Origin of the sequence: Paenibacillus konkukensis (assembly GCF_023523925.1) — a bacterium.
GTDB classification, from domain to species: Bacteria; Bacillota; Bacilli; order Paenibacillales; family NBRC-103111; genus Paenibacillus_S; species Paenibacillus_S doosanensis.
Map to the genome: position 1 here is coordinate 7,277,416 of NZ_CP027059.1, position 23,695 is coordinate 7,301,110.

The 23,695-nt window shown below is 53.2% G+C and carries 21 protein-coding genes; 19 read left to right on the top strand and 2 right to left on the bottom strand.

Annotation, left to right across the window (positions count from 1 at the left end):
- Window positions 1–151 precede the first annotated feature (151 nt).
- A complete protein-coding gene (locus SK3146_RS31630) occupies window positions 152–1,261 on the top strand; it encodes a class I SAM-dependent methyltransferase (RefSeq protein ID WP_249862527.1) in 1,110 nt (369 codons plus the stop codon).
- A 70-nt stretch (window positions 1,262–1,331) separates the two neighbouring features.
- Here SK3146_RS31630 and SK3146_RS31635 read toward each other — a convergent pair whose 3' ends face one another.
- A complete protein-coding gene (locus SK3146_RS31635) occupies window positions 1,332–1,562 on the bottom strand; it encodes a DUF2626 domain-containing protein (RefSeq protein ID WP_249862528.1) in 231 nt (76 codons plus the stop codon).
- Between the two features lie 413 nt (window positions 1,563–1,975).
- Here SK3146_RS31635 and SK3146_RS31640 point away from each other — a divergent pair, with 413 nt between their 5' ends.
- The 3 genes from SK3146_RS31640 to SK3146_RS31650 all read left to right on the top strand — a co-directional run bounded on the left by SK3146_RS31640 (window position 1,976) and on the right by SK3146_RS31650 (window position 4,127).
- The gene (locus SK3146_RS31640) at window positions 1,976–2,623 is read left to right on the top strand and encodes an RsfA family transcriptional regulator (RefSeq protein WP_249862529.1); all 648 of its coding nucleotides are present in this window, start codon (window positions 1,976–1,978) and stop codon (window positions 2,621–2,623) included.
- A gap of 115 nt (window positions 2,624–2,738) precedes the next feature.
- Complete coding sequence (locus SK3146_RS31645; RefSeq protein WP_249862530.1) at window positions 2,739–3,713, top strand: ketopantoate reductase family protein; 975 nt, start codon at window positions 2,739–2,741, stop codon at window positions 3,711–3,713.
- A gap of 18 nt (window positions 3,714–3,731) precedes the next feature.
- Complete coding sequence (locus SK3146_RS31650) at window positions 3,732–4,127, top strand: DUF3397 domain-containing protein (protein WP_249862531.1); 396 nt, start codon at window positions 3,732–3,734, stop codon at window positions 4,125–4,127.
- Between the two features lie 112 nt (window positions 4,128–4,239).
- Here the strand turns inward: SK3146_RS31650 and SK3146_RS31655 are convergent, their stop codons facing one another.
- Window positions 4,240–4,596, bottom strand: a complete 357-nt coding sequence (locus SK3146_RS31655; protein WP_249862532.1) for a helix-turn-helix domain-containing protein — start codon at window positions 4,594–4,596, stop codon at window positions 4,240–4,242.
- 164 nt (window positions 4,597–4,760) lie between these two features.
- Between SK3146_RS31655 and SK3146_RS31660 the strand changes: the two genes are divergently transcribed.
- The 15 genes from SK3146_RS31660 (at window position 4,761) to SK3146_RS31730 (ending at window position 23,675) form a co-directional block, all read left to right on the top strand.
- Window positions 4,761–5,747, top strand: coding sequence for an asparaginase (locus SK3146_RS31660; RefSeq protein ID WP_249862533.1), 987 nt, complete (start codon window positions 4,761–4,763; stop codon window positions 5,745–5,747).
- A 368-nt stretch (window positions 5,748–6,115) separates the two neighbouring features.
- Complete coding sequence (locus SK3146_RS31665) at window positions 6,116–7,771, top strand: peptide ABC transporter substrate-binding protein (protein WP_249862534.1); 1,656 nt, start codon at window positions 6,116–6,118, stop codon at window positions 7,769–7,771.
- Window positions 7,772–8,004: 233 nt separating this feature from the next.
- Window positions 8,005–8,940 (top strand): ABC transporter permease, encoded by a 936-nt coding sequence (locus SK3146_RS31670; RefSeq protein WP_249862535.1) that lies wholly within the window; start codon window positions 8,005–8,007, stop codon window positions 8,938–8,940.
- The gene (locus SK3146_RS31675) at window positions 8,940–9,854 is read left to right on the top strand and encodes an ABC transporter permease (protein ID WP_283942795.1); all 915 of its coding nucleotides are present in this window, start codon (window positions 8,940–8,942) and stop codon (window positions 9,852–9,854) included. Before SK3146_RS31670 ends, SK3146_RS31675 begins: the two co-directional genes overlap by 1 nt.
- Before the next feature lie 19 nt (window positions 9,855–9,873).
- Window positions 9,874–10,899, top strand: coding sequence for an ABC transporter ATP-binding protein (locus SK3146_RS31680; RefSeq protein WP_249862537.1), 1,026 nt, complete (start codon window positions 9,874–9,876; stop codon window positions 10,897–10,899).
- A complete protein-coding gene (locus tag SK3146_RS31685; RefSeq protein WP_249862538.1) occupies window positions 10,896–11,852 on the top strand; it encodes an ABC transporter ATP-binding protein in 957 nt (318 codons plus the stop codon). Before SK3146_RS31680 ends, SK3146_RS31685 begins: the two co-directional genes overlap by 4 nt.
- Before the next feature lie 159 nt (window positions 11,853–12,011).
- Window positions 12,012–13,655 (top strand): bacillithiol biosynthesis cysteine-adding enzyme BshC, encoded by a 1,644-nt coding sequence (gene bshC, locus SK3146_RS31690; protein WP_249862539.1) that lies wholly within the window; start codon window positions 12,012–12,014, stop codon window positions 13,653–13,655.
- Window positions 13,656–13,877: 222 nt separating this feature from the next.
- The gene (locus SK3146_RS31695) at window positions 13,878–15,140 is read left to right on the top strand and encodes an adenosylhomocysteinase (protein ID WP_249862540.1); all 1,263 of its coding nucleotides are present in this window, start codon (window positions 13,878–13,880) and stop codon (window positions 15,138–15,140) included.
- Window positions 15,141–15,332: 192 nt separating this feature from the next.
- On the top strand, window positions 15,333–15,803 hold the full coding sequence (tnpA, locus tag SK3146_RS31700) for an IS200/IS605 family transposase (protein ID WP_249860177.1): 471 nt from the start codon (window positions 15,333–15,335) through the stop codon (window positions 15,801–15,803).
- Between the two features lie 415 nt (window positions 15,804–16,218).
- On the top strand, window positions 16,219–17,310 hold the full coding sequence (locus tag SK3146_RS31705; RefSeq protein ID WP_249862541.1) for a DUF4349 domain-containing protein: 1,092 nt from the start codon (window positions 16,219–16,221) through the stop codon (window positions 17,308–17,310).
- Between the two features lie 112 nt (window positions 17,311–17,422).
- Entirely contained in the window at window positions 17,423–17,860 is a 438-nt protein-coding gene (mraZ, locus tag SK3146_RS31710; protein ID WP_249866502.1) for a division/cell wall cluster transcriptional repressor MraZ, read from the top strand.
- A 33-nt stretch (window positions 17,861–17,893) separates the two neighbouring features.
- Complete coding sequence (gene rsmH / locus SK3146_RS31715) at window positions 17,894–18,844, top strand: 16S rRNA (cytosine(1402)-N(4))-methyltransferase RsmH (protein ID WP_249862542.1); 951 nt, start codon at window positions 17,894–17,896, stop codon at window positions 18,842–18,844.
- A 63-nt stretch (window positions 18,845–18,907) separates the two neighbouring features.
- Entirely contained in the window at window positions 18,908–19,330 is a 423-nt protein-coding gene (ftsL, locus tag SK3146_RS31720) for a cell division protein FtsL (protein WP_249862543.1), read from the top strand.
- Between the two features lie 99 nt (window positions 19,331–19,429).
- Complete coding sequence (locus SK3146_RS31725; RefSeq protein ID WP_249862544.1) at window positions 19,430–21,652, top strand: penicillin-binding transpeptidase domain-containing protein; 2,223 nt, start codon at window positions 19,430–19,432, stop codon at window positions 21,650–21,652.
- A gap of 82 nt (window positions 21,653–21,734) precedes the next feature.
- Window positions 21,735–23,675, top strand: coding sequence for a stage V sporulation protein D (locus tag SK3146_RS31730; RefSeq protein WP_249862545.1), 1,941 nt, complete (start codon window positions 21,735–21,737; stop codon window positions 23,673–23,675).
- Window positions 23,676–23,695 lie beyond the last annotated feature (20 nt).

Below are 23,695 nucleotides of genomic sequence, written 5' to 3' on the forward strand. Positions count from 1 at the left end.
AAAAGCCCCTTCCGGATGATTTCTGAACCAACCTCTATTATACCGACTCTGGTCTTATTTGTCTTTAGTCTAGAAGTGCGATGTAAGAGCGGCCGAAGCGGCCGAAACAGTCTAAGTGATTCATGCGGAATGCGGGGGAAGGGGGAGTCGGGTGTACGGCAGCGAACAACTAGTAAAAGCGATTCGGGAACGAATCGGACGAAGCGCAGACCAGGCGATACGATTTCGCGATTATATGCAGATGTGTCTTTATGAGCCGGAATGCGGCTATTATTCGAGCGATCGGGTCAAAATCGGCCGATCCGGCGATTTTTACACCAGCGCTTCCATCGGAGGCTTGATAGGCGAGACGCTAGCCGATTATATCGCCTCCCAGACGGCCGTAAGGGACGCCGGAGGGGCGGCAACGATAACGGAATGGGGCGGAGGAAACGGACGGCTTGCAAGGCAGCTGCTGGACAGGCTGGAGGCCGCATATCCTGACTTTTATGCCGGGATTACGTACATTTCCATCGAGAAAAGTCCCGTACATCTTGCCATGCAGCAGGAGGAGCTTAGCGGGCATCGGGATCGCGTGCGCTGGATGACGGAGCAAGAGTGGCTGAATGGGGCGCCTTGGAACGGCGCTTTCATTATTTCGAATGAGCTTGTCGACGCAATGCCGGTTCACCGCATTCAGGCGCTGCAAGGGCGGCTAATGGAGCTGTATGTAGAATGGGATGAGGGACGAGACCGGTTTGCCGAGAAGCCGCTGCGCGAGGCGGAGAAGCCTGTCGCCGATTATTTGGCGGCCCAGGGAGCAGTGCTGCGGGAAGGGCAGCTGGCGGAAGTGAACCTGGACGGTTCGCGCTGGATCGCCGAAGCGGGATCTGCGCTCGGAAGCGGTCAGATCATTACGATCGATTACGGCGACGCGGCCGAGGAGCTTTATGCCCCGCACCGGATGAAGGGCACCTTCCTCTGCTACCGGCGTCATGCTGCCTCGGACGATCCTTACGCTGCGCCCGGAGAGACGGACATGACGGCGCATGTGAACTTCACGGCGCTGATCGAAGCCGGAGAACGATCGGGCTTGCGGCTGAAGGAGTACAAGACGCAGAAGCAGTTTCTGGTGGATAACGGAATTTTGCACAAGCTGCAAAATACGCTGAACCCCGATCCTTTCAGCCCTGAGGCCAAGAGAAACCGGGCGATCCGTCAATTGCTGCTGAGCGATCAGATGAGCGAGCTGTTCAAGGTGCTCGTCCAAGAAAAAAGGTGATCCTGCTTCTCGAAGCGGATCACCTTTTTTTCCGGTTTTCTCCGGAATGCTGTTACTACGGGGACGATCGTTAAATGGACATTTTGAAAAATGACCAATACGTGAAGCCTGTGAACGACAAAATCATGTAGCCCCAAAACAGCAGTATGTAGGTACGCTCGGATAACTTCATGTATCCCAGCAAAACGAAGAGAACCGTCTGGGCGAAAAAGATCATAGCCATCGGAACCATATCGCCGGCGAGCGCCATCAAACCGATAACCAATGTCCAGAAGCCAAGCACGCGAAACATGCGATCCATTCTGCATCCCCCTTAAAAATTTGCGTAAGAAACCGGCTCCGCGAGTCTGCGAAAATTACGGAAGCGTTTAACAAACCAACCTTAAAACGCGGTTGTTCATCTTCGAGTGACATCGACGGACGGTTTTCTCATTGGCGTTATTTACTAATAGACATTATAACGGTTGCTTTCCATAGTGTAAACGTCCAATACGTGACGATTTTAAAACATTTTCTCCCGTTTCGGTTTCAGTTTGCCCAGGCCGGCATGAAAAGATGTATGAGTCCATTGAAAAATGGCAATACAAAATAGTAGAAAACGATTCTATGAACTCTACTATGGGCATAGAGATTAAGTAAAGCAACATTCCATGTCTTACTTTCGATAGATGAATGGATGATTGATTCCCCAGGGGTTAGGAGGACTGCTCTTGTATGACAGCCATTAGACAAGATGCTTGGAGCGATGAAGATGATTTAATCTTGGCGGAGGTGACCTTGCGTCATATTCGCGAAGGCAGTACGCAGTTGACCGCTTTCGAGGAAGTCGGTGAAAAAATCGGCAGAACTGCGGCCGCCTGCGGCTTCCGCTGGAATAGTTTCGTAAGGAAAAAATACGAGGCCGCTATACAAATAGCGAAAGCCCAGCGCCAAAAAAGAAACCAGCAGAAAAAGCATACCGCTTTTGCGGCGGTTTCGAGCAGTTCTGCGGTACTGGAGCACGCGGAGCATGCGAAATCCGGCGACAGCTTCTCGGAAGAATCTATTTCTATTGATGCGGTCATCCGCTTTTTGCGTCAATGGAAAGGCACTTATCAAGAAATGTCGCGCCATATTCGCCATTTGGAGAAAGAGCTTAGCGAAAAGCAGGATGAGCTCGACCGTTTGCGCAGCGAGAACGATGAGCTGAACAAACAGGTCAACGAGGTGGAAACGGATTATCGGGTGGTTAACGACGATTATAAAGCGCTCATACAAATTATGGACCGCGCCCGCAAGCTGGCGTTTCTTGTTGAAGAGGAAGACGAGAACAAAGCCAGATTCAAGATGGACGCGAACGGTAATCTCGAAAGAATAGAATAAGATTATCCCAAGGCCCTGCAGGGAGCATCTGCGGGGCTTTGGTTTGTCTGCGGCAAGAAAAATCTGGTATGATGAAGCTAACGTAAATCTAAGAAAGAGCAGGGGGATACAGGGAATGATGAGAGTCAGAGTGGTAGGAGCGGGAGCGCTCGGCATGCTGCTCGCCGCTTCGCTCTCCGTCCGCGGAACGAATGTCGAGCTTGTCGCCCGCAGCGGCGAGCAGGCCGCACGGCTGGAAAGCGAAGGGCTGCTGCTCACGGACCGGGACGATGCGGGCGAGCCGCTGTCCGTTACGGCCCGGCCGCGCATCTTCGCGGCGGACGAGCTGGCGTCCGGCGGCGCCGCCAAGCATGGGCCGCCGGACGTTGTGCTGCTTACGGTGAAGCAGACGGCGGTCACCGATGACTTGGCGCGGGAGCTGGCCGACCAGTTGAAGCCGGATAGCCGGCTCGTTTGCTTTCAGAACGGAATCGGTCATACGGATGTCCTGAGCCGCCATATTTCTGCGGGACAAATCCTGATTGCCGTAACTACGGAAGGGGCGCTGCGGCATTCCCAGAGACATGTGGAGCATACGGGGCGGGGATCGACCTGGCTCGGCAGCCTTGAAGAAGGGGAGGCGACAGGCAGCGCCGCAATGCAAAAAAAACTGCAAAATCTGTTTCAGGATGCAGGATTCGCAGTATCTCTGTCGAACCAAATCAATAGCAAAGTTTGGAATAAGCTGATGATCAACGCCGTGATCAATCCGCTGACCGCCATCCTGCAAATTCCTAACGGGATGCTTCTGAAGCTGCCCGCGGCGATGCCGCTCATGCGCGGACTGTACGAGGAAGGCGCCGGGCTGGCGAAGCAGCTCGGGATCGGACTGGCGGACGATCTGTGGGATCAACTGCTCGACGTATGCCGGCTTACGGCGGCCAATTCGTCGTCCATGCTGCAGGATATTCGGGCTCGCCGGCGTACCGAATTGGATGCTATTACCGGAGGGCTGCTGGCCCAAGCGCGCCGGATCGGAATGGAACTGCCGACGCACGCGGCGGTGTATCAGCTCGTTCGGGCGATCGAGCAGCAGTGGGCTATATTATAGTATAACAGGAGGTCTGCCGTGAGCGGATTCATAGCATGGCTGCAAACCGTTTATACGTTTTTGGCGCTTGTCCCGTTCGTATGCTTTTTCGCGGCTTGGGGGATCGTTTACGGCTTGACGAAGGAGAAGAAGAAAGCGACATATATGGCGGTCGACATTACGACTTTATTTTTGATCGGTTCCGTAACGGTAATGACGCGCAATATCTTCCAATCCGGATTCGGCCTATGGGCCGTGATTTTGCTGTTTCTGGTCGTCGGAGGCCTGCTCGGCAGCATGCAAAGCAGACTAAGAGGCAAGATCGATCCTTTAAAAATCGTAAGATCGCTGCTTCGTATCGGATTTGTCGTGCTATCGGCGAGCTATGTCCTGCTGCTGTTTATCGGCATCGGCAAATATATCGCAGCAAGCTGAACCTCTCGGCAGGCGCGATAGAAATCAGGCTGAATCTCCGGCCGTCCCCGAATGAAATCCGGAGGAAGCCGGCCCCTTTTTTCGTTGAGAACTTAATGAATTGCCCCGTTGTCTAGCTTCCTTCCATTTCCCGCAAAGTTCTTACGAAAGCGATGAAATGCTTCAACTCTCCCCGGGAAAGCGGTTTACCGTCTACCGCGAAACGGGATGATTCCAATCCTACCAGCTCGATAGGCTCGCAAATGTTTTTGTTCGGATCAGAAGGGGGTTGAACGGACTCCCTGCCTAGTAAAAAATCGACAGAGGTTCCAAACAGATCCGCAAGAAGCTTGATCGCTTCCAAAGACGGCTCGCGGTAGCCCGACTCGTAGCCGGCGTATGTGCTTTTGGCGATGCCCAGCCGGTCCGCCGTATACTGCAATGACCAGCGCTTACATTTTCTAAGCTCAATTAATCGATCCAGAACCATCAGATTTCCCCCTTATATCAAATCTCATTATAACACCGCCTTTCGGATACTCAAGATAGTTGTTCGCGAATCGCGTAAATTTCGCTTGATTTATTCATTTTGCCTGCATATAATAAGCTAGGAAAGTCGCAATTTGCGTACGATAGATTATTAGAGGTGTATTCATGAAGAAATTGCTATTGTTGGCCACTGGTGGAACCATAGCATCGGTTCAAGGCGAGGACGGATTGGCTCCCGGAATGGATGCCAAGGATATCATCAGTTTTTTGCAGGACAAACATCCGGACTACCAAATGGACAGCATGCTGCTTATGAACATCGATAGCTCCAACATGCAGCCCGAATCATGGGTGAAGATTGCCGAAGCGATTCACAGCAACTTCGAGCAGTACGACGGTTTTGTGATTACCCATGGAACCGACACGATGGCATATACCTCGGCGGCTCTTTCTTATATGCTTCACAATGTCAATAAGCCTGTCGTAATTACCGGATCTCAAGTGCCCATTAACTATAAAAAAACCGACGCCAAGCGCAACATTATCGATGCGATCCGCTTTGCCTGCGAGGATGTGAGCGGCGTATTTCTCGTCTTTGACGGAAGAGTCATCAGGGGAACAAGGGCCGTGAAGATCAGAACGAAAAGCTACGACGCATTTGAAAGCATCAACCATCCTTACATCGCTCATATCCATGATACGGCGATTAAATATGTCGGCGCGAAGCCCAAGACGAATAAGAAGCTGAAGCTCGATACTTCGCTTTGCCCCGATGTGTTTCTGCTCAAGCTGGTACCCGGCACCAAGCCGGAATTGTTTGACTTGATCAAGCATTTGTACAAAGGCGTCATTATCGAAAGCTTCGGCAATGGAGGGATTCCCTTCCAAGGCAGAGACCTGCTTCCCAAGATCAGAGAACTCATCGCTTCCGGGGTTGCCGTCGTTATTACGACCCAATGCTTGGAGGAAGGCGAGGATTTGAGCTTGTACGAGGTCGGACGCAAAGTCGCACAAAATTTGATCATTATTTCCGGCGATATGAATACCGAAGCGATCGTTCCGAAAATGATGTGGGCTCTCGGCAAAACGGGCGACTTGTTTGAAGTGAAGAAGCTCATGGAGACGCCCTATAATTACGATTTGACGCCTTGATCTTCTTGCTTTCTGCCTATCCTCGAAAAAAAGTGTGCGGGGCCTTGGTCTGCCCGGTTTGCGGTCAGTTTGTCCCGTCCATTGCATAATGACAGCAATTCAGGAAATAATAATCCCGATTATTCCCCGGAGCCTGCGTCCTGGCTTATTTTGGCGCGTGCCTTTGCACGTTTTTAATTGACCGAGGGATAAAATTATTTTAGTATTAATTGACCTAGGGTTGTATAATTACTCTTTGGCAACGGTTTCATCGTTTTCCATAGTCTGATTATTTTCATAATTGAAATAAGGGTGTAAACTCTGAGTCATGCTGAAAAAATGACAAACAGAGATGCCATATAATTACATATATTATGAGGAGGATGTCTATGAAGTTGAAAAAACTTCTAGTCTTGGCGACTGTAACGGCGATGTTCGTTACGGCTGCGGCAGGTTGTTCGAGCAATAACCAAAATCAAGCCGGGGGGGCGGGTACACAAGCGCCGGCACAAGAACTGAGAATTAACCTTTCCGCCGAGCCGCCTGCGCTGGATAGTTCGATCGCGACCACGAATCCAGCCTTCACGATCATCAATGCGTTGAACGAAGGGCTCTATCGTTTGGATGCGGATGGCAAACCGCAGCCGGCGCTCGCCAAGGAACTGCCGAAAATTTCCGCCGACGGTTTGGTTTACACGATTACTTTGCGCGACGGCTTGACTTGGGCGGACGGTACGCCTCTGAAAGCCAGCGATTTCGAATATGCTTACAAGCGTACGCTGGACCCGGCTACTAAGGCGAAATATGCGTCCATGCTGTCGTGGATTAAAGGCGGAGCTGCGTTGAATACGGCGAAGCCCGAAGAAGTGGAAGCGAAGAAAGCGGCAGTCGGCGTGAAAGCCACAGACGACAAAACGCTTGAAATTACGCTGGAGAAACCGATCGCGTTCTTCACCGACCAGTTGTCGATGCCGATCTTTTTCCCGCAAAAGCCTGATTTCGTAAAAGCGCAAGGCGATAAATACGGCGCTGACGCAGATAAGGTGATCGGAGCCGGTCCGTTCAAGCTGGAGAAATGGGATCATGAGCAGCAGCTCGTATTGGTGAAAAACGACAAGTATTGGGATGCGGCGAACGTAAAATTGAACAAGGTTACCGTTAACGTGGTGAAAGAAGCGAGCACTTCCCTGAACATGTACGAAACGAACCAGGTCGATTTGACGGAGCTGAAAGGCGATCAATACGCGATGTACCAAGGCAAGCCTGATCTGGCTCTGAAGAAAGAATTCGTATCGTCTTACGTGATGTTCCAGGTAAATAAAGTGCCTGCATTCGCCAACGCGAAAATTCGTCAGGCGCTCGGCATGGCAATTGATCGTAAAGCGTTGAACGAAGTCGTTCTCGGAGGAGCTTCGATTCCTTCTACAGGTCTTGTGCCGGGAACCGTTTTGGATGGCAACAAGCAGGAGTTCCGCAAAGTTGCCGGAGATACCGAGCCTCCGTTCGATGCGGCTAAAGCCAAAACGCTGCTGGCTGAAGGCTTGAAGGAATTGAATATGACATCCCTGCCTCCGTTTAAGCTGACTTCCGACGACACGGATTCGTCGAAGAAAACAATCGAGTTTATCCAAGCCCAATGGAAGCAAAATCTGGGCGTAGACGTTACCGGCGAACCGCTGCCGTTCGCGCTTCGCGTCAAAAACATGCAAGAAGGCAACTTCGACGCGCTGATCGCGCTTTGGGGAGCCGACTACAACGATCCGATGACGTTCCTGGATATGTGGGTAACCGGCAACAAATCGTTTAACTACATGCAGTACAGCAATCCGGCCTACGATGATCTGATCAAAGGCGCGGACAAGGAAGTGGATTTGGCGAAGCGTTCCAAAATGCTGGTTGACGCCGAGAAGCTTCTAATGAACGATATGCCTCTTGCTCCGCTTTATTTCCGGACAAGACCTTATGCGAAGAGAACGAATGTCGACGGATTGATTCTTCCGGCGATGTCCAAAGAATGGGAACTGAAATGGGTTTCCATTAAATAATAAAGCAATGAAGTAGTGGCTGATTTCGCCCGGGGATGGGGCCGTTCTGATAGCCGTTTAGAACGGTCCCGTTTCATTTTTGTTTTGAAGAGAAAAAGGAACAAGCGGAACTGCTTCGCAAACATAGTCCTGATCATATTCGGGCCGTCTATGCTTGCGAAGCAGTTTGGCTCCTTAAGACAGCGGGTCCGACTGTTTAACGCAGGTATTCAATTAAGTGCAGGAGGTGTATTATGCTTCGCTATACATTGCGCCGTTTGGTCTATATGGTGATTACCTTGTGGATGATCGTCACGTTCACCTTCGTGCTGATGAAAAATTTGCCGGGTGATCCTTTCGGTGAAGAAACGCTCAAACTTACAGCAGAGCAGAAGCAGCTATTATACGCTCAATATGGATTGGACAAACCGATCTGGGAGCAATATTTGAAATATCTTAATAACGTCATCCACGGTGATTTGGGCGTGTCCTACGCGTTTCCTACCCGTAAAGTGACGGAGATTATCGCGCAAGGCTTTCCCGCTTCCCTGGAGCTTGGGTTGTGGGCGCTGCTTATCGCCATTATTGTCGGTCTTACTCTTGGTATTGTCGCTTCGCTGAATCATAACAAAGGCTGGGATATCGGAGCTATGTTTACCGCCGTCGTCGGCATTTCCGTCCCATCCTTCGTGCTTGCGCCCTTATTGTCTTATTTCGTAGGGGTCAAATTAGGGTGGCTGCCCGCCGGAATGTGGACCGGCCCGTCCAGCCGGATACTGCCTGCGATTTCGCTGTCTTTCGGTACGATTGCCATTATGGCGCGTCTGATGCGAACCTCAATGCTTGACGTGCTCAGCCTCGATTATATTAAAACGGCGAAGGCCAAGGGCTTGTCGCAGCGAGCCATCGTCGTACGCCATACGCTGCGCAACGCGATTCTTCCCGTTGTCACCGTACTTGGTCCCGTGTTCGTTAACCTGATTACAGGGACGCTGATCGTGGAACAAATCTTTGTCGTGCCGGGGCTCGGCAAACATTTCGTACAGTCGATCTATTCGAACGATTATACGATGATAACCGGACTTACGATTTTTTATGCATTCCTGTTAGTCGTCGTTTTGTTCCTGACCGATATTTTGTACGGTTTGGTTGACCCGCGTATACGTCTGACCAAGGGAGGTTCCAAGTGATGCAAATATCGAAGGATATGTTTCAGCCGGTAGCGAAAGGGACTGACCGTGGCGAAGTGATCGTGCGGCCGTCCATGACGTATTGGCAGGATGCCTGGAGAAGATTGAAGAAAAACAAACTGGCCATGTTCGGCTTGGTTGCGCTGATCGTTCTGGCAGTTTTGTCCATATTCGGTCCGATTTTTTCTCATTACGATTATGCAACGCAAAATTACGATATTAAAAATTTATCTCCGTCTTCCGAGCATTGGTTCGGTACGGACGACTTCGGTCGGGACTTGTGGGTCCGCGTCTGGTGGGGAACGCGCATCTCGTTGGCCATCGGGATTGTAGCCGCACTGCTCGATCTTATATTCGGCGTATTGTACGGCGGGATTTCCGCTTATTACGGCGGTCGCGTAGACGATGTGATGCAGCGGATCATCGAGATTATTTATTCCATTCCGTTTCTGCTGATCTCCATCCTGCTTATTGTCGTCATCGGTCCAGGATTTAAAACCATCGTTATCGCTTATGCGATTACGGGATGGGTTCCGATGGCTCGTCTGGTGCGCGGTCAAGTGCTGACGCTGAAGGAACAGGAATACGTGCTGGCCGCCCGGACACTCGGAGCGAGCGGAGCCCGCATTATTCTGAAGCATTTGGTGCCGAATGCGCTCGGTCTGATCATCGTACAAATTACGTTTATCGTTCCGTCGGCGATTTTTACGGAAGCCTTCTTAAGCTTTATCGGCTTGGGCATTCGCGTTCCGCTTGCTTCCTTGGGCGCGCTGTTGTCCGACGGCGCAAGCGCGATTCGGTTGTACCCTCACCGTATTATTTTTCCGACGATTGTCTTCAGTTTAATTTTGATGAGCTTCAACCTGCTCGGCGACGGTCTGCGCGATGCGCTGGATCCGAAGATGAGAAAATAATCCGCAGGAGGTGCCAATCATGAGTGAAAATATATTAGAGGTCAAAGACCTCAAGGTATCCTTCCGCACTTATGCCGGCGAAGTCCAGGCGGTACGCGGCGTTTCCTTTCATCTGAAAAAAGGAGAAGTGCTTGCGATCGTAGGCGAATCCGGCTGCGGAAAGTCCGTTACCGCTCAAACGATAATGAGGCTGATCCCGTCCCCTCCGAGCGTCATCAAGGGAGGCTCCATCCGATTCGATGGCAGGACGGAAATCACTCAATGCTCCAATAAACAAATGGAAAAAATTCGCGGGTCCGAGATGGGCATGATTTTCCAGGACCCGATGACCTCGCTCAATCCGACGATGACCATCGGTAAGCAAATTACCGAAGGATTGATGAAGCATCAAAAAATAAACAGCGCCGATGCCAATAAACGCGCGATTGAAATTTTGAAAATGGTAGGTATTTCCAATCCGGAAGGACGCATTCATCAATATCCTCATGAATTTTCCGGCGGGATGCGCCAGCGCGTTATGATTGCGATCGCACTCGCCTGCAGTCCGAAGCTGCTGATCGCCGACGAGCCGACGACCGCTCTCGATGTAACGATTCAAGCGCAAATCATCGATTTGATGAAATCATTATCGGAAAAGACGGAGGCGTCGATTATCGTCATTACGCATGATCTCGGCGTCGTGGCGGAGATGGCGCAGCGCGTTATCGTAATGTATGCCGGAAAAGTAGTGGAGCAGGGAACGGTCGACGAGCTGTTCTACAACCCTCAGCATCCGTATACATGGGGGCTGCTGAAATCCGTGCCTCGTCTCGACCAGGATACCGACAGCGATCTTGTGCCGATTCCGGGAACGCCTCCGGATTTGTTCGCTCCGCCGAAAGGCTGTGCTTTCGCGGCACGCTGTCCTTATGCCATGAAAGCTTGTCTCGAAATCGATCCCGAGCATACGGTGCTTACGGATACGCATTCGGCCGCCTGTTGGCTGCTTCATCCCGATGCGCCGAAAGTGGAACGGCCGCAAGAAGTGGGAGGTGGATCGCGATGAGCGAACAACCTATTTTGGAAGTACGCAATTTGCAAAAGCATTTTAACGTCGCCAACGGCGGTGTGTTAAAAGCTGTCGATAATTTGAATTTTTCTGTCGGACGGGGCGAAACGTTCGGTCTGGTAGGCGAATCGGGCTGCGGCAAGTCGACCGCAGGGCGTACGATCATCCGGCTGTACGAAGCGACCGGCGGAGAAGTATTATTCAATGGTGAAAATATTCACCAACTAGGCGGCCGCAAGCTGCGCGATTTCCGCCGCCAAATGCAGATGGTATTCCAGGACCCTTATGCATCGCTGAATCCGCGGATGACGGTCGGCAACATCATTGCCGAGGGCGTCGACATCCATGGGCTGTACAGCGGGGCGAAGCGCAAGGAACGCGTGTTCGAGCTGCTTGATGCCGTCGGACTCAACTCCGAGCATGCCAGCCGTTTCCCGCATGAATTTTCCGGCGGTCAGCGGCAGCGTATCGGCATCGCCCGGGCGCTTGCGATCGAACCGCAGTTTATTATTGCCGACGAGCCGATCTCCGCTCTGGACGTATCGGTGCAAGCACAGGTTGTCAATTTGTTCAAAAAGCTGCAAAAAGAGCACGGTCTGACGTATTTGTTCATCGCTCACGATCTGGCCATGGTCAAGCATATTTCCGACCGGATCGGCGTTATGTACCTCGGTAAGCTGGTCGAGGTGACGACTTCGGAAGAGCTGTATGCGAAGCCGCTGCATCCTTATACGCAATCGCTGCTCTCGGCGATCCCGATTCCGGACCCCGAGATCGAGCGCACGCGCGAAAGAATTATTCTCGAAGGCGAAATTCCGAGCCCGTTGAACCCGCCGAGCGGCTGCCCGTTCAGGACGCGCTGCCCCAAGGCGATGCCGGAATGCGCGGCCGCGATGCCGGAATTCAAAGAAGTGGAGCCTAATCATTACGTCGCATGTCACTTGTACTAATCGTTATTTATATAGGAAGCCGGACCGCCCGCAAACGCTGCCGTTTGCCGGGAGGACCGGCTTTCCGTTTGCAATCGGGCGTTTTCCGTTTTGACGATTGTGCCGAACATGTGTACAATCAAGAGGTACATATTATTAGTGTAAAGCGAGGCGGCTGCCGTGTTGAAAGTTGAATCTATTCATTGGAAATCCAGCCAGCCTATCACAGAGGATTACGTTCATGATTACGGCAAGGTGAGCGCCTTGTTCGATTATAATCCATGGACCGGCTCGTCATGGGCGGAGAGGGCGGATTGGCTGGATAACGGCCGGGCCTTTGCGGCCGACCGGAACCGGATCGCCGATGTGTTATCGGTCTTTAACCGGCGTCTTAACAACGCTCCGGAAGCGCTCGACGCAATCGAGATGCTGCGTTCGAACGACGCCCTGTGCATCGTCGGCGGCCAGCAGGCCGGGCTGTTTACAGGTCAGGCTTTGGTCATTTATAAGGCGGTTACGATCATTCGCGCGGCAAGAGAAGCTTCGCAAAGATTGGGACGCCCCGTCATCCCGGTATTTTGGATTGCCGGAGAGGATCATGATTTTGACGAGGTCAATCATATGTATTCCTTGTCGCAGGATCTGCAGGTGAACAAAATCAAAATCGATCATCCGAGCGGCAAGCGCAGCTCCGTAAGCCGGCTGGAAATCGCCGCCGAGCAGTGGGAGGAAGCGCTTCGGCAGCTCGACTCCTCGCTGATCCCGACGGAGTTTAAGGACGGCTGGATGGACGCCGTAAGGGCGATCGTCGCATCCTCCTCCACGCTTGTGGACGTCTTCGGGCAATTGCTGGCGAAGCTTTTCGGTTCCTACGGCTTAGTGCTGCTGGATTCGGACGATCCGGCGCTGCGCCGGGCGGAGGCGCCGATGTTCCGGAGCATCCTGGAAAATAACGCGCCGCTCGGCGAGGCTTACCGCCAAGGGAAAGAACAAGTGAGAGCGCTCGGCTACGAAGCGCAGGTGGAGATGAACGAACGGGGCGCCAACCTGTTCATTTTCGATCAGGACGAGCGGGTTTTGCTGTATGCCGCAGAAGGGAAAGACGGCTGCTTCACCGATAGGAAAGCGGAGCGGAGCTATTCGCTCGGACAGCTGCTCGATTGGACGGAAACGTCGCCGGAGCGCTTCAGCAACAACGTGCTGACGCGGCCGCTCATGCAGGACTACGTGCTTCCCGTGCTCGGGACCGTGCTCGGCCCGGGGGAGATCGCTTATTGGGCGCTGACGAAGCAGGCGTTCCATCAGGCGGGCATGAAGATGCCGATTGTCGTTCCGCGCATGGAGTTCACGCTGCTGGAAGGCATCGTACAGAAAAATATGCAGAAATACGGGCTTACGCTTGAGGATGTGCTGTACCGTCTGGAAGAGAAGCAGCAGCAGTGGCTGCGCGAGCAGGATCAGTTGAAGCTCGAAGAGCGGTTCGAGCAGGTCAGAACGCAGTTCAAGAGCAGCTACGGGCCGCTCGTCGAGCTGATTGCCGGCGTGAACGGCGGACTCGGCAAGCTCGGCGAAACCAATATGAACAAAATTATCGAGCAGATCGATTTCCTCGAACATAAGGCCGCCGACGCCGTGAAATCCCAGCACGAGGCTTCTTTGCGCCAATATCAGCGCATCGCCTTGTCCGTGCTCCCTCTCGGGAAGCCGCAGGAGCGGGTTTATAACATTATCGCTTACTTGAATAAGTACGGCAGCGATTGGCTGCGCGAGCTGATCGAAGGCGAGCTGGAGCTCGACGGGCTGCACAAGGTTTGTTACTTGTAAGCGAGATTTTGGAAGCATGGTGAAAAAGAGCGGAGGGGCCATTTGAATCTGGAAAAGCGATAGCGTTCGCCTTTGAAATCGGATTTTCTTCATAATAATAAAAGGAAACAACCATCCAAAAATCCGATTTCAACAGCAATTGGAAGATCGAATGGGCACCGAAGCGGACTTGTTCACCTTACATTTAAAAGCATGGTGTAACTTAGATTAGGAGGATGAAGAATGAATACGAAGGAACGCAGCATTATTAGAGACTTGTCTTTGGCGCCGGAAGGCCATTTGAAGATCGATTGGGTTAACGCTCACATGCCCGTATTGAACCGCATCCGCGAGCAATTCGAGAAGGAGCAGCCGTTCAAAGGCTTGAAAGTGGCGATCTCGCTCCATTTGGAAGCGAAAACCGCATATCTTGCCAAGGTCGTTAAGGCCGGCGGTGCCGATGTAACGATTTGCGGCAGCAATCCGCTCTCGACCCAGGATGACGTGTGCGCGGCGCTTGTCGAGGACGGCATTACGGTATTCGCCAAGTACAATCCGGAGCCGAAGGAATATAAGGAATTGCTGCTCAAGACGCTGGAAACCGAGCCGGATCTAATTATCGACGACGGCGGCGATTTGGTATCCATCCTTCACTCCGAGCGCAAGGATTTGCTTAAAAACGTGCGCGGCGGCGCGGAAGAGACGACAACCGGGATTTTGCGCCTGAAAGCGATGGAGAAGGACGGGGAGCTGCAGTTCCCGATGGTCGCGGTCAATGACGCGTTCTGCAAATATTTGTTCGATAATCGTTACGGCACGGGCCAATCCGTATGGGACGGCATTAACCGGACGACGAACCTCGTCGTGGCGGGCAAGACAGTCGTCGTCGTCGGCTACGGCTGGTGCGGCAAAGGCGTGGCGATGCGGGCCAAAGGGCTCGGCGCCAACGTCGTCGTCACCGAAATCGACGCGATCAAAGCGGTGGAAGCTTATATGGACGGCTTTGCCGTCATGTCGATGGAAGAAGCGACCAAAATCGGCGATTTCTTCGTCACGGTAACCGGCAACCGCGACGTCATCCGCGGCGAGCACTACAAAGTAATGAAGGACGGAGCGATTTTGTCCAACGCCGGCCACTTCGACGTGGAAGTCAACAAGCCGGAGCTTGACGCGCTGTCCGTGTCCAAGCGCACGGTGCGCCGCAATATCGAAGAGTATACGCTGCAGGACGGCCGCAAGTTCTACCTGATCGCCGAAGGCCGCCTGGTGAATCTCGCCGCAGGCGACGGACACCCTGCGGAAATTATGGATATGACCTTTGCGCTGCAAGCGATGTCGCTTAAATATGTGAACGACAATTACAAGCAAATCGGCAAGAAGGTCGTAAACGTACCTTACGAGCTGGATGAGCAGGTAGCCCGCTTCAAGCTGGCTTCGATGAACATCTCGATCGATTCGCTCACCGAAGAGCAAAAAACGTACCTGGACAGCTGGGCCGAGCATTAATCGCCGGCCGGCGCCGCCGAATAGATGCAGTCTCTCCCGAATGGCGGAGAGGCTGTATTTTTGTCTAAGAAAACCCCCAGTTCGACTGGGGGTTCGGGAAAGCTTATAGCTATGAGTAAAAATCCCTTGACCTTTATGATAAGATGATAGCCGGTCTGCCAACCGCAACATCAAATCAAGGAGGACAAGGGAATGGATAAGAGCAGTCTAGCACATACCCGCTGGAACTGCAAATACCATATTGTATTTGCACCGAAATATAGACGGCAAGTCATCTATGGGAAATTAAAAAGAGAGATCGGAAAGATCATCCGGGAGTTGTGTGAGCGCAAAGGGGTGGAGATTCACGAAGCGGAAGCGTGCCCGGATCACATCCATATGTTGGTGAGTATTCCACCGAAACTGAGTGTATCGGAGTTTATGGGGTACTTAAAGGGAAAAAGTTCGCTGATGATCTTCGATAAATTTGCGAACCTGAAGTATCGATACGGAAATCGGCAATTTTGGTGCAGAGGCTATTTTGTGGATACGGTAGGGCGAAACAGGAAAGCGATAGCCGAATACATTCGAAATCAACTAACAGAGGATAAGAACTACGAACAAATCACGATGAAAGAATTGTTCGACCCGTTTACGGGTGAGTCGGTAGGAAAGGGCAAATAAAAGAGCCCCTTTGAGGGGCAAGCCCGGGACCGCTCGCGGTTGGCAGACTTTCAGTGCGCCTTCTTAGGCGCGTGCTAGTACCATGCCCTTATAGGGCTGATGGAAGCCACCGGCTAAGCCGGTGGTTATGACTTGTTGTTTAGGAAATGATGCGCAGCCATATCCTGTGGAAATCCGTGGTCTCCCTCGAAAGGAAAGTCTACCCATAGAACGATCCCGGAGGAATGATTAGACGCCGATCCAGCTTAGGCTGGATGCGGACGGAATAAGCTTCAGAGCATCACGTCACTTTTGTGGGATTGGTTCTTGCCGGGAACCATGCAACATTTCCAGATTCATCCACGTTATGGAAGATAGCGCCGCGTTCGGAGAAACCGTTCGGCAGCGCAATCGGAAATTTACAGGGGGAATGGGAATGCAATGGAACGGAAGCGGGGCGAAGAGGAGCAGCAAAAAGGGGACGGCATGGCGGCTGCGGCTGCCGTGCTGGGCGGCGGCGCTGGTGCTGGCTGCGGCCGTCAGCGGCTGCGGCGCGGCGGATTCGAACAAAAGCGCCGCGAGCACGGAATCGTTGGCTGTGCGGCAGTCCAGCGCCGCCGACGCCAAAAGCGCCGCGCCCGCAGCGGGAGCGACGTCTATGGCATCAGCCGATCAGGCGGGGGCTGCGCAGACAGAGAGCGGCGCCCGCCCGGCCGACAGCTTTGACGGCAATGCGGCTGCTGCGGATGTCAATGCGCTCGACCGCAAAATTATTTATCAGGCGAGCTTGACCATGCAGGTGGAGCAGTACGAAGAAGCGAGCGGCAAAATCGAAGAGGCGGTCAAGCAAGCGGGGGGCTATGTGCTGCAGTTCGATCAGAATGAAACGGCTTACGAGAAATACGGCAATTTCGTCATCAAGGTTCCGGCAGGAGGATTCACTTCCCTGTTGACCCAGTTAGAGAAAATCCATTCCACTTCGCAGAAAAACGTCCGCGGCCAAGACGTCTCCGAGGAGTATGTGGACCTTGCCGCGAGACTAAAGGCGAAGCAGGTCGTGGAGAGCCGGCTGATCGCCTTTATGGAAAAGGCCACGAAAACCGACGAGCTGCTGGCGTTTTCCAATGAGCTGGGCAAAGTCCAGGAAGAAATCGAACGGATCAAGGGCAGAATGAGGTATTTGGACCAGAATGTGTCCTATTCGACCGTGGAACTTCGGCTGTCGCAGAAAATCGGCTCCCCCGCGGTCATAGGGGCGCAGGATGGAGGGCCCTTAACGAAGAGAGCCGCAGAGGCTCTTCACGGCAGCGCCGCCATTTTGTCGGTAATCTTTCAGTGGATCGTCGTTGCCGCCGCCGCGCTGCTCCCGGTTCTGCTCGTTTTGGCGGTCATTGCCGTGCCCGTGTTTGCGGTCAGGCGCCGAAGACGCAAGAAACTGCTCGAAATCCGCGGCAAACTGTCGGAGGATAACGGGAAACTGGCGCGAACCAAGTCGGAACTGGAAGAACCGGATGAAAACCGAGAATGAAAATATTTTGAGAAATCCTGCGCTGTTGCAGGATTTTTTGTTTTGGTGGAGAAATGTAACTATACAAGTGGTGGAAAGTGGGGTAAAGTGGTGGAAAGGGGTGAGGGTAGGCATGTTCATGGGAGAATACCAGCACACCGTCGACGATAAGGGTCGCATGATCGTGCCGGCGAAATTTCGTGAATCCCTCGGGCCTTCCTTCATCATAACCCGCGGCTTGGACCAATGCTTGTTCGTTTACCCTAAGGAAGAGTGGAGCGTGCTGGAGCAGAAGCTGAAGGCGCTGCCCCTAATGAAATCGGATGCCCGCGCCTTTACCCGGTTTTTCTTTTCTGGGGCGACGGAATGCGAGCTGGACAAGCAGGGCAGAGTCAACTTGCCGAACAACCTCATCGAGCACGCCAAATTGGAAAAGGACTGCGTCGTCATCGGAGTTTCCAATCGGGTCGAGATTTGGAGCAAGCAAATGTGGGAATCCTATTCCCAACAATCGGAAGAGTCGTTTAACGAAATCGCCGAGAAGCTTGTTGACTTTAACTTTGATTTGTAAACCCCGAATGAACAACACAGGAGGCTATGCAGCATGTTTCATCACATCACCGTATTGAAAGAAGAGGCCGTAGAAGGCTTGCAAATAAAGCCGGATGGCGTTTACGTCGACTGTACGCTCGGAGGAGCAGGACATAGCTCTGAGATCGCTTCCCGTTTAGGTCCGAACGGCTTGCTCATCGCGTTCGACCAGGACGACGCGGCGCTTGCCAACGCCAAGATCAGGCTGGAACCATATCAAGACAAGGTGCGGCTGATCCGCAGCAATTTCCGCGAGATCGAGGCGCAGCTGGGGGCGGTCGAGCGGGCTGTCCGGGACGGGAAGCCGCAGGTAGACGGCATTTTATTCGACCTTGGCGTGTCGTCGCCGCAGCTGGATGAAGCCGATCGCGGCTTCAGCTACAATCATGACGCCGAGCTGGACATGCGGATGGATCGAACGGCCGACCTCACCGCCAAGGAGATTGTGAACGAATGGCCGGAGCAGGAGATCGCCCGCATTTTGTTCGAGTACGGCGAAGAGAAGTTCGCCCGCCGCATTGCGGCGAATATCGCAGCGGCACGCGCCAAAGGGCCGATCGAGACGACCGGCCAGCTTGTGGAGCTGATCAAGGAAGGCATCCCTGCGGCGGCGCGCCGCACCGGGCCGCATCCGGCGAAGCGAAGCTTTCAGGCGCTGCGCATCGCAGTCAACGATGAGCTGGGCGCGTTTGAGGAAGCGCTGGAACAGTCGATCCGCAGTCTTGCTCCGGGAGGGCGGGTAGCGGTCATTACGTTCCACTCGCTGGAGGATCGCATCTGTAAGCAGACGTTCGCCAAATATGTTGAGCGCTGCACGTGCCCGCCGGATTTTCCGCTGTGCGTCTGCGGCAACAAAGGCATCGTGAAGCTGGTCAACCGCAAGCCTCTCGAAGCGGGCGCCGAGGAGCTCGAAGCGAACCCTCGCGCGCGTTCGGCGAAGCTGAGGATAGCCGAAAAGCTGTAATGTTACCGTTCGTTAGAAGTGCAACCATTTAGCTGCGTGCTGCAAAGGAGGAGAATCATACATATGCCTGCATACATTCATGGGAATTTGGCCGTCGAGCAAAAATCGGGTCAAAAGGTTAGCGTCAAGGAGACGAAAAAGGTCGTCTACCGCAATAAAACGCTTCCGGTTCAAGAGAAGCTGCTGTACCTGTTTACCGTTGTCGTCTGCGTTGTCGTTGCCAGCCTGATCATTTGGCGTTACGCCCAAATCTATGAAATGAATACGAAAATATTAAAGCTCGAGACGGAGATTCAAAAGCTGCAGGCCGAAAATAGCATTTTAAAGCATAAGATGGACGGATTGTCCAGTCCTGACCGGCTGAGACAGGAAGCGACCAAGATGGGTATGGTTCCGGCGAAGGACAATCAAATCAGCAAGGTAGCCAGACCGAATTCCGCAAGCCCGTCCGGCGCGACGGCCGCCAACCAGAGTAAACCGGAGTAATTCCGTAATATCTGACTGGGAGAGTGAACTATGAACAAAAGGGCGAAGCTGAGATCACTGCTTATCGGGGGGGTATTTACCCTCCTTTTTGTTGCTTTAGTGGGGAGATTGTATTGGGTTCAAATTATAGAGGGCAAGTGGCTGTTGGCCGAGGCCCAGAAAAAATGGGAGACGGAGGAAGTGCTCCGCCCGGTTCGCGGTACGATAACCGACCGTAACGACAAGGTGCTGGCGGAAGATGCCCCGGCTTATACCATCGCTTTAAATCCGGATATGATCCGCAAATACCATCTGGACTCGGCGGTAACTACAGGGCTTGCGTCCGTGCTGAACACATCCGACGATCCTGCGGATTTGGCGGCGCTGCAGGAGAAAATTCGTTCCAAAATTGTGAAAACCTATTCCGTACCTAATCCGCAGGTCGAAATTCGCAACGAAGGCTGGAAGATCGACGCCGAGGTTGCCGAGCAGATCAAGCAGATGGTGGAGGAATGGAAAAAACAGGCAGACGCGAGCAATATCGGCGTCTACCTGCTCAAGGATACGAAGCGCTTTTATCCCGGCGGCAAGATGGCGGCGCAGCTGCTGGGCTATAGCGATAAAGAAAACAAAGCGGTCATGGGGCTGGAGGCGATGCTGGACAGCGATCTGAAAGGCGTCCCCGGTTCATTGACCTACGAGAAGGATTTGAACGGTGTCGAACTGCCGGATTCCAAAGTATCCTTTGTCCCGGCCATCGACGGGAACAACGTTAGGCTGACGATCGATAAGAACATTCAATATTACATAGAAAGCGCGCTGGAGAAGGCGTACAACCAATGGCATCCGAAAAGCATGACGGCCATCGCCGCCGATCCGAATACGATGGAAATTCTCGGCATGGCAAGCTATCCCAACTTCAACCCGAACCAGTATTGGAATTCGAAGCCGCAGGACTTCCAGAACAATGCCGTGGCCTCGCAATACGAGCCGGGATCGACTTTCAAGCTGGTCACTTTGGCGGGAGCCGTGGAGGAAGGTATTTTTAATCCCAACGACTCGTACATGTCGGGCAGCATTAAAGTGCCGGGGAACATTTTGCACGACTATAATACGAGCTGGGGGCCGATTACTTACCTGGAGGGCTTGAAGCGTTCCAGTAACGTAGCCTTCGTTAAGCTCGGCTATGAGAAGCTCGGTAAAGACAAGCTTAAATCATATATCGACAAGTTCGGCTTCGGCGCGAAAACCGGCATCGACGTTCCGGGAGAAGTCGCCGGCATGGTCGCTATGAAAAATCCCGTCGAGTTTGCGACGGCGACCTACGGTCAAGGCTTGACGGCGACATCGATCCAGCAGACGGCGGCCTATGCGGCGATCGCCAACGGAGGCAAGCTGATGCAGCCCCATGTTGTAAAAGAAGTGTACAATCCGAAAACCAAGGAAGTGGTCCGCACGATCGAGCCGAAGGTCATCCGTCAAGTGGTGTCGGAAGCGACGGCCAAGCAGGTCAGCGAGTACTTGGAGACGGTCGTCAGCGACCAGAAAATCGGAACGGGGAAAAAAGCGGCGATCGAAGGCTACCGCGTCGCAGGAAAGACGGGAACGGCGAATAAAGTCGAGCCCGGTAAAAAAGGTTATGCCCCGGATAAATGGGTTATGTCTTTTATCGGCTACGCGCCGGTTGAAGCTCCGAAAATTCTCGTCACCATTATTGCCGACGAGCCTGACGTAGGCGGGGACTTCCATCTAGGCAGCGACGTCACGCTCCCAGCCTTCAAGGAAATCGTTTCGCAAACGCTGCGGTATATGGGAATTCCGTCTTCGGCGCAGCAGATGAAATCGGCGGAGAAGGAAATCAAGGTAATGATGCCCGATTTGGCGGGCATGACGATGGAGCAGGCCAAAATCGCGATGAACAAGTACGGCGTCTCGATTGAAGCGATCGGCAAAGGGACGAAGATTGTCGAGCAATCTCCCGCGCCAGGTACTGAAATCGGAGCGGCCGAACGAATCTATGTAACGATGCAGGGAAGCGATGACCTTACGATTCCCAATTTAACGGGCAAATCGCTCCGGGATGCGCTGGAAGTGTGTTCGTTCCTGAATGCGAAATGTCAGTCGACGGGTGAAGGTTATGTCGCTTCGCAGACCGTAGAGAGCGAAGGCGACGTCAAAATCGTCACGCTTCAGCTCAAGCCGTACAACGAGCTCTTGCAGACGCCGCCTCCGGCGGATTCGTCCGACGGCAAGAAGGATAAAGCGTCCGGCACCGCCAAATCGGGCGACTCGTCCAAGGCTCAGGATACGCCCGACAAAAAAGTTGTCCAACAAAACCGATAAGCTTGTTCTATCCCCCGGTTGTCCCGAATAGTCTGGATATGAAACAGTCTAGACTTACCTTCCGGGAGGGGATAGAACGGTCATGAGGGCATCGAACGTAACCGTACGTCGACGGCTATTCGCCGCTTTAATTGTAGGAACTATACTTTTTGTCGCTTTGATCGTGAGGCTCGGATATGTGCAAATTTGGCTCGGTCCCGAGCTGTCCGAAATGGCGGAAGATTCATGGCGCCGCAATATTCCTTTTGAGGCCAAAAGGGGAGAAATTTGGGACCGCAACGGCGTGCAGCTCGCCTACAATATCAGCTCCCCTACCATCTACGCGATTCCGGCGCAGATCAAGGATGCCAAGGCGACCGCAGCGCAGCTTGCTTCGGCGCTGCAAATTACGGAAGAATCCGTGCTGAAGCAAATTACGACGCGTCAATCCAGCGTCCGCATTCAGCCGGGAGGCCGCAAAATTACGCTGGAAAAAGCCCAAGAAATTCAGTCGCTCAACCTTCCGGGAATTGTCGTGGCCGAGGACAATAAACGATATTACCCGTTCGGAGGGCTGGCGGCTCATATTCTTGGGTTTACTGATATTTATAATAAGGGATTGACGGGCATAGAATTGATGTATAACAAATTGCTGACCGGCATGAGAGGCAGTATCTCTTATCTTGCAGACGCGGCCGGCCGGCAGATGCCGAACTCTTCGGACGAATACGTCAAGCCGAAAGACGGCATGAACTTGCAGCTGACGATCGACAATCATCTGCAGTCCGTGCTTGAGCGGGAGCTGGACCAGGCGATGGTCAAGTATCAAGCCAACGACGCCATTGCGATCATGATGGACCCGAACAACGGCGAGATCTTGGCGATGGGCTCTAGACCGGGGTTCGATCCCGGCAATTTCCGCCAGTATCCGAAGGAAAGCTACGACAGGAATTTGCCGATCTGGATGACCTACGAGCCCGGTTCCACCTTCAAAATCATTACGTTGGCCGCTGCGCTGGAGGAGAAGAAGGTATCGCTCACCGAACCGTTCTTCGATCCGGGTGCGATCGAAGTTGCGGGAGCCCGGCTGCGCTGCTGGAAGCGGGGCGGGCACGGCAGCGAGACATTCCTGCAAGTCGTCGAAAATTCCTGCAACCCGGGCTTCGTCGTGATGGGACAGCGGCTCGGCAAGGATACATTGTTCAACTATATTAACAATTTCGGCTTCGGCAAAAAAACGGGCATTGATCTGAACGGGGAGGAAAACGGGATTTTATTCAAACCGTCCAAGGTCGGTCCGGTGGAGCTGGCGACGACCTCCTTCGGTCAAGGCGTGTCGGTGACGCCGATTCAGCAAATTACCGCCGTATCGGCGGCGATCAACGGCGGCAAGCTGTTCAAGCCGCATGTCGCCAAAGCGTGGTACAGCCCGGAAACCGGGCAGCTTGTCGAGACCGAGAAGCCGGAGATGGTCCGCCAAGTCATTTCGGAGGCGACCTCCAAGCAGGTCAGAGAAACGCTGGAGAGCGTCGTGGCGAACGGCACGGGGCGCAACGCCTTCATCGAGGGCTACCGCGTAGGCGGCAAAACCGGTACGGCGCAGAAGGTCATTAACGGCAGATACTCGGCGAGCGAGCATATCGTTTCCTTCATCGGCTTCGCACCGGCGGATGACCCGAAAATCGTCGTTTACGCCGCTGTCGATAACCCGCAAGGCATTCAATTCGGGGGAGTGATCGCAGCTCCTTTGGTCAAGAACATCATGGCGGATGCGCTGCAGTATATGAACGTGCCTCAGCGCAAAGACCAGCTTGAGCGCAAGTACGTCTACGGCGATACGAAGACGGTCGTCGTGCCGAGCTTGGTCGGTATGAGCGTAACCGACATTTACGAGGATTTGAATTCCGATTTCCTTTTGGCGAAGTCGGGAGCAGGCAATTACGTCGTCAATCAGGTGCCCAAAGCGGGCGCGAAAGTGGAGCAAGGATCGACGATCCGGATCTATTTGTCCGACACCGCTCCGAATCCGGATTCTCAGAAATAACAATTTGCTGAAAATGAAAA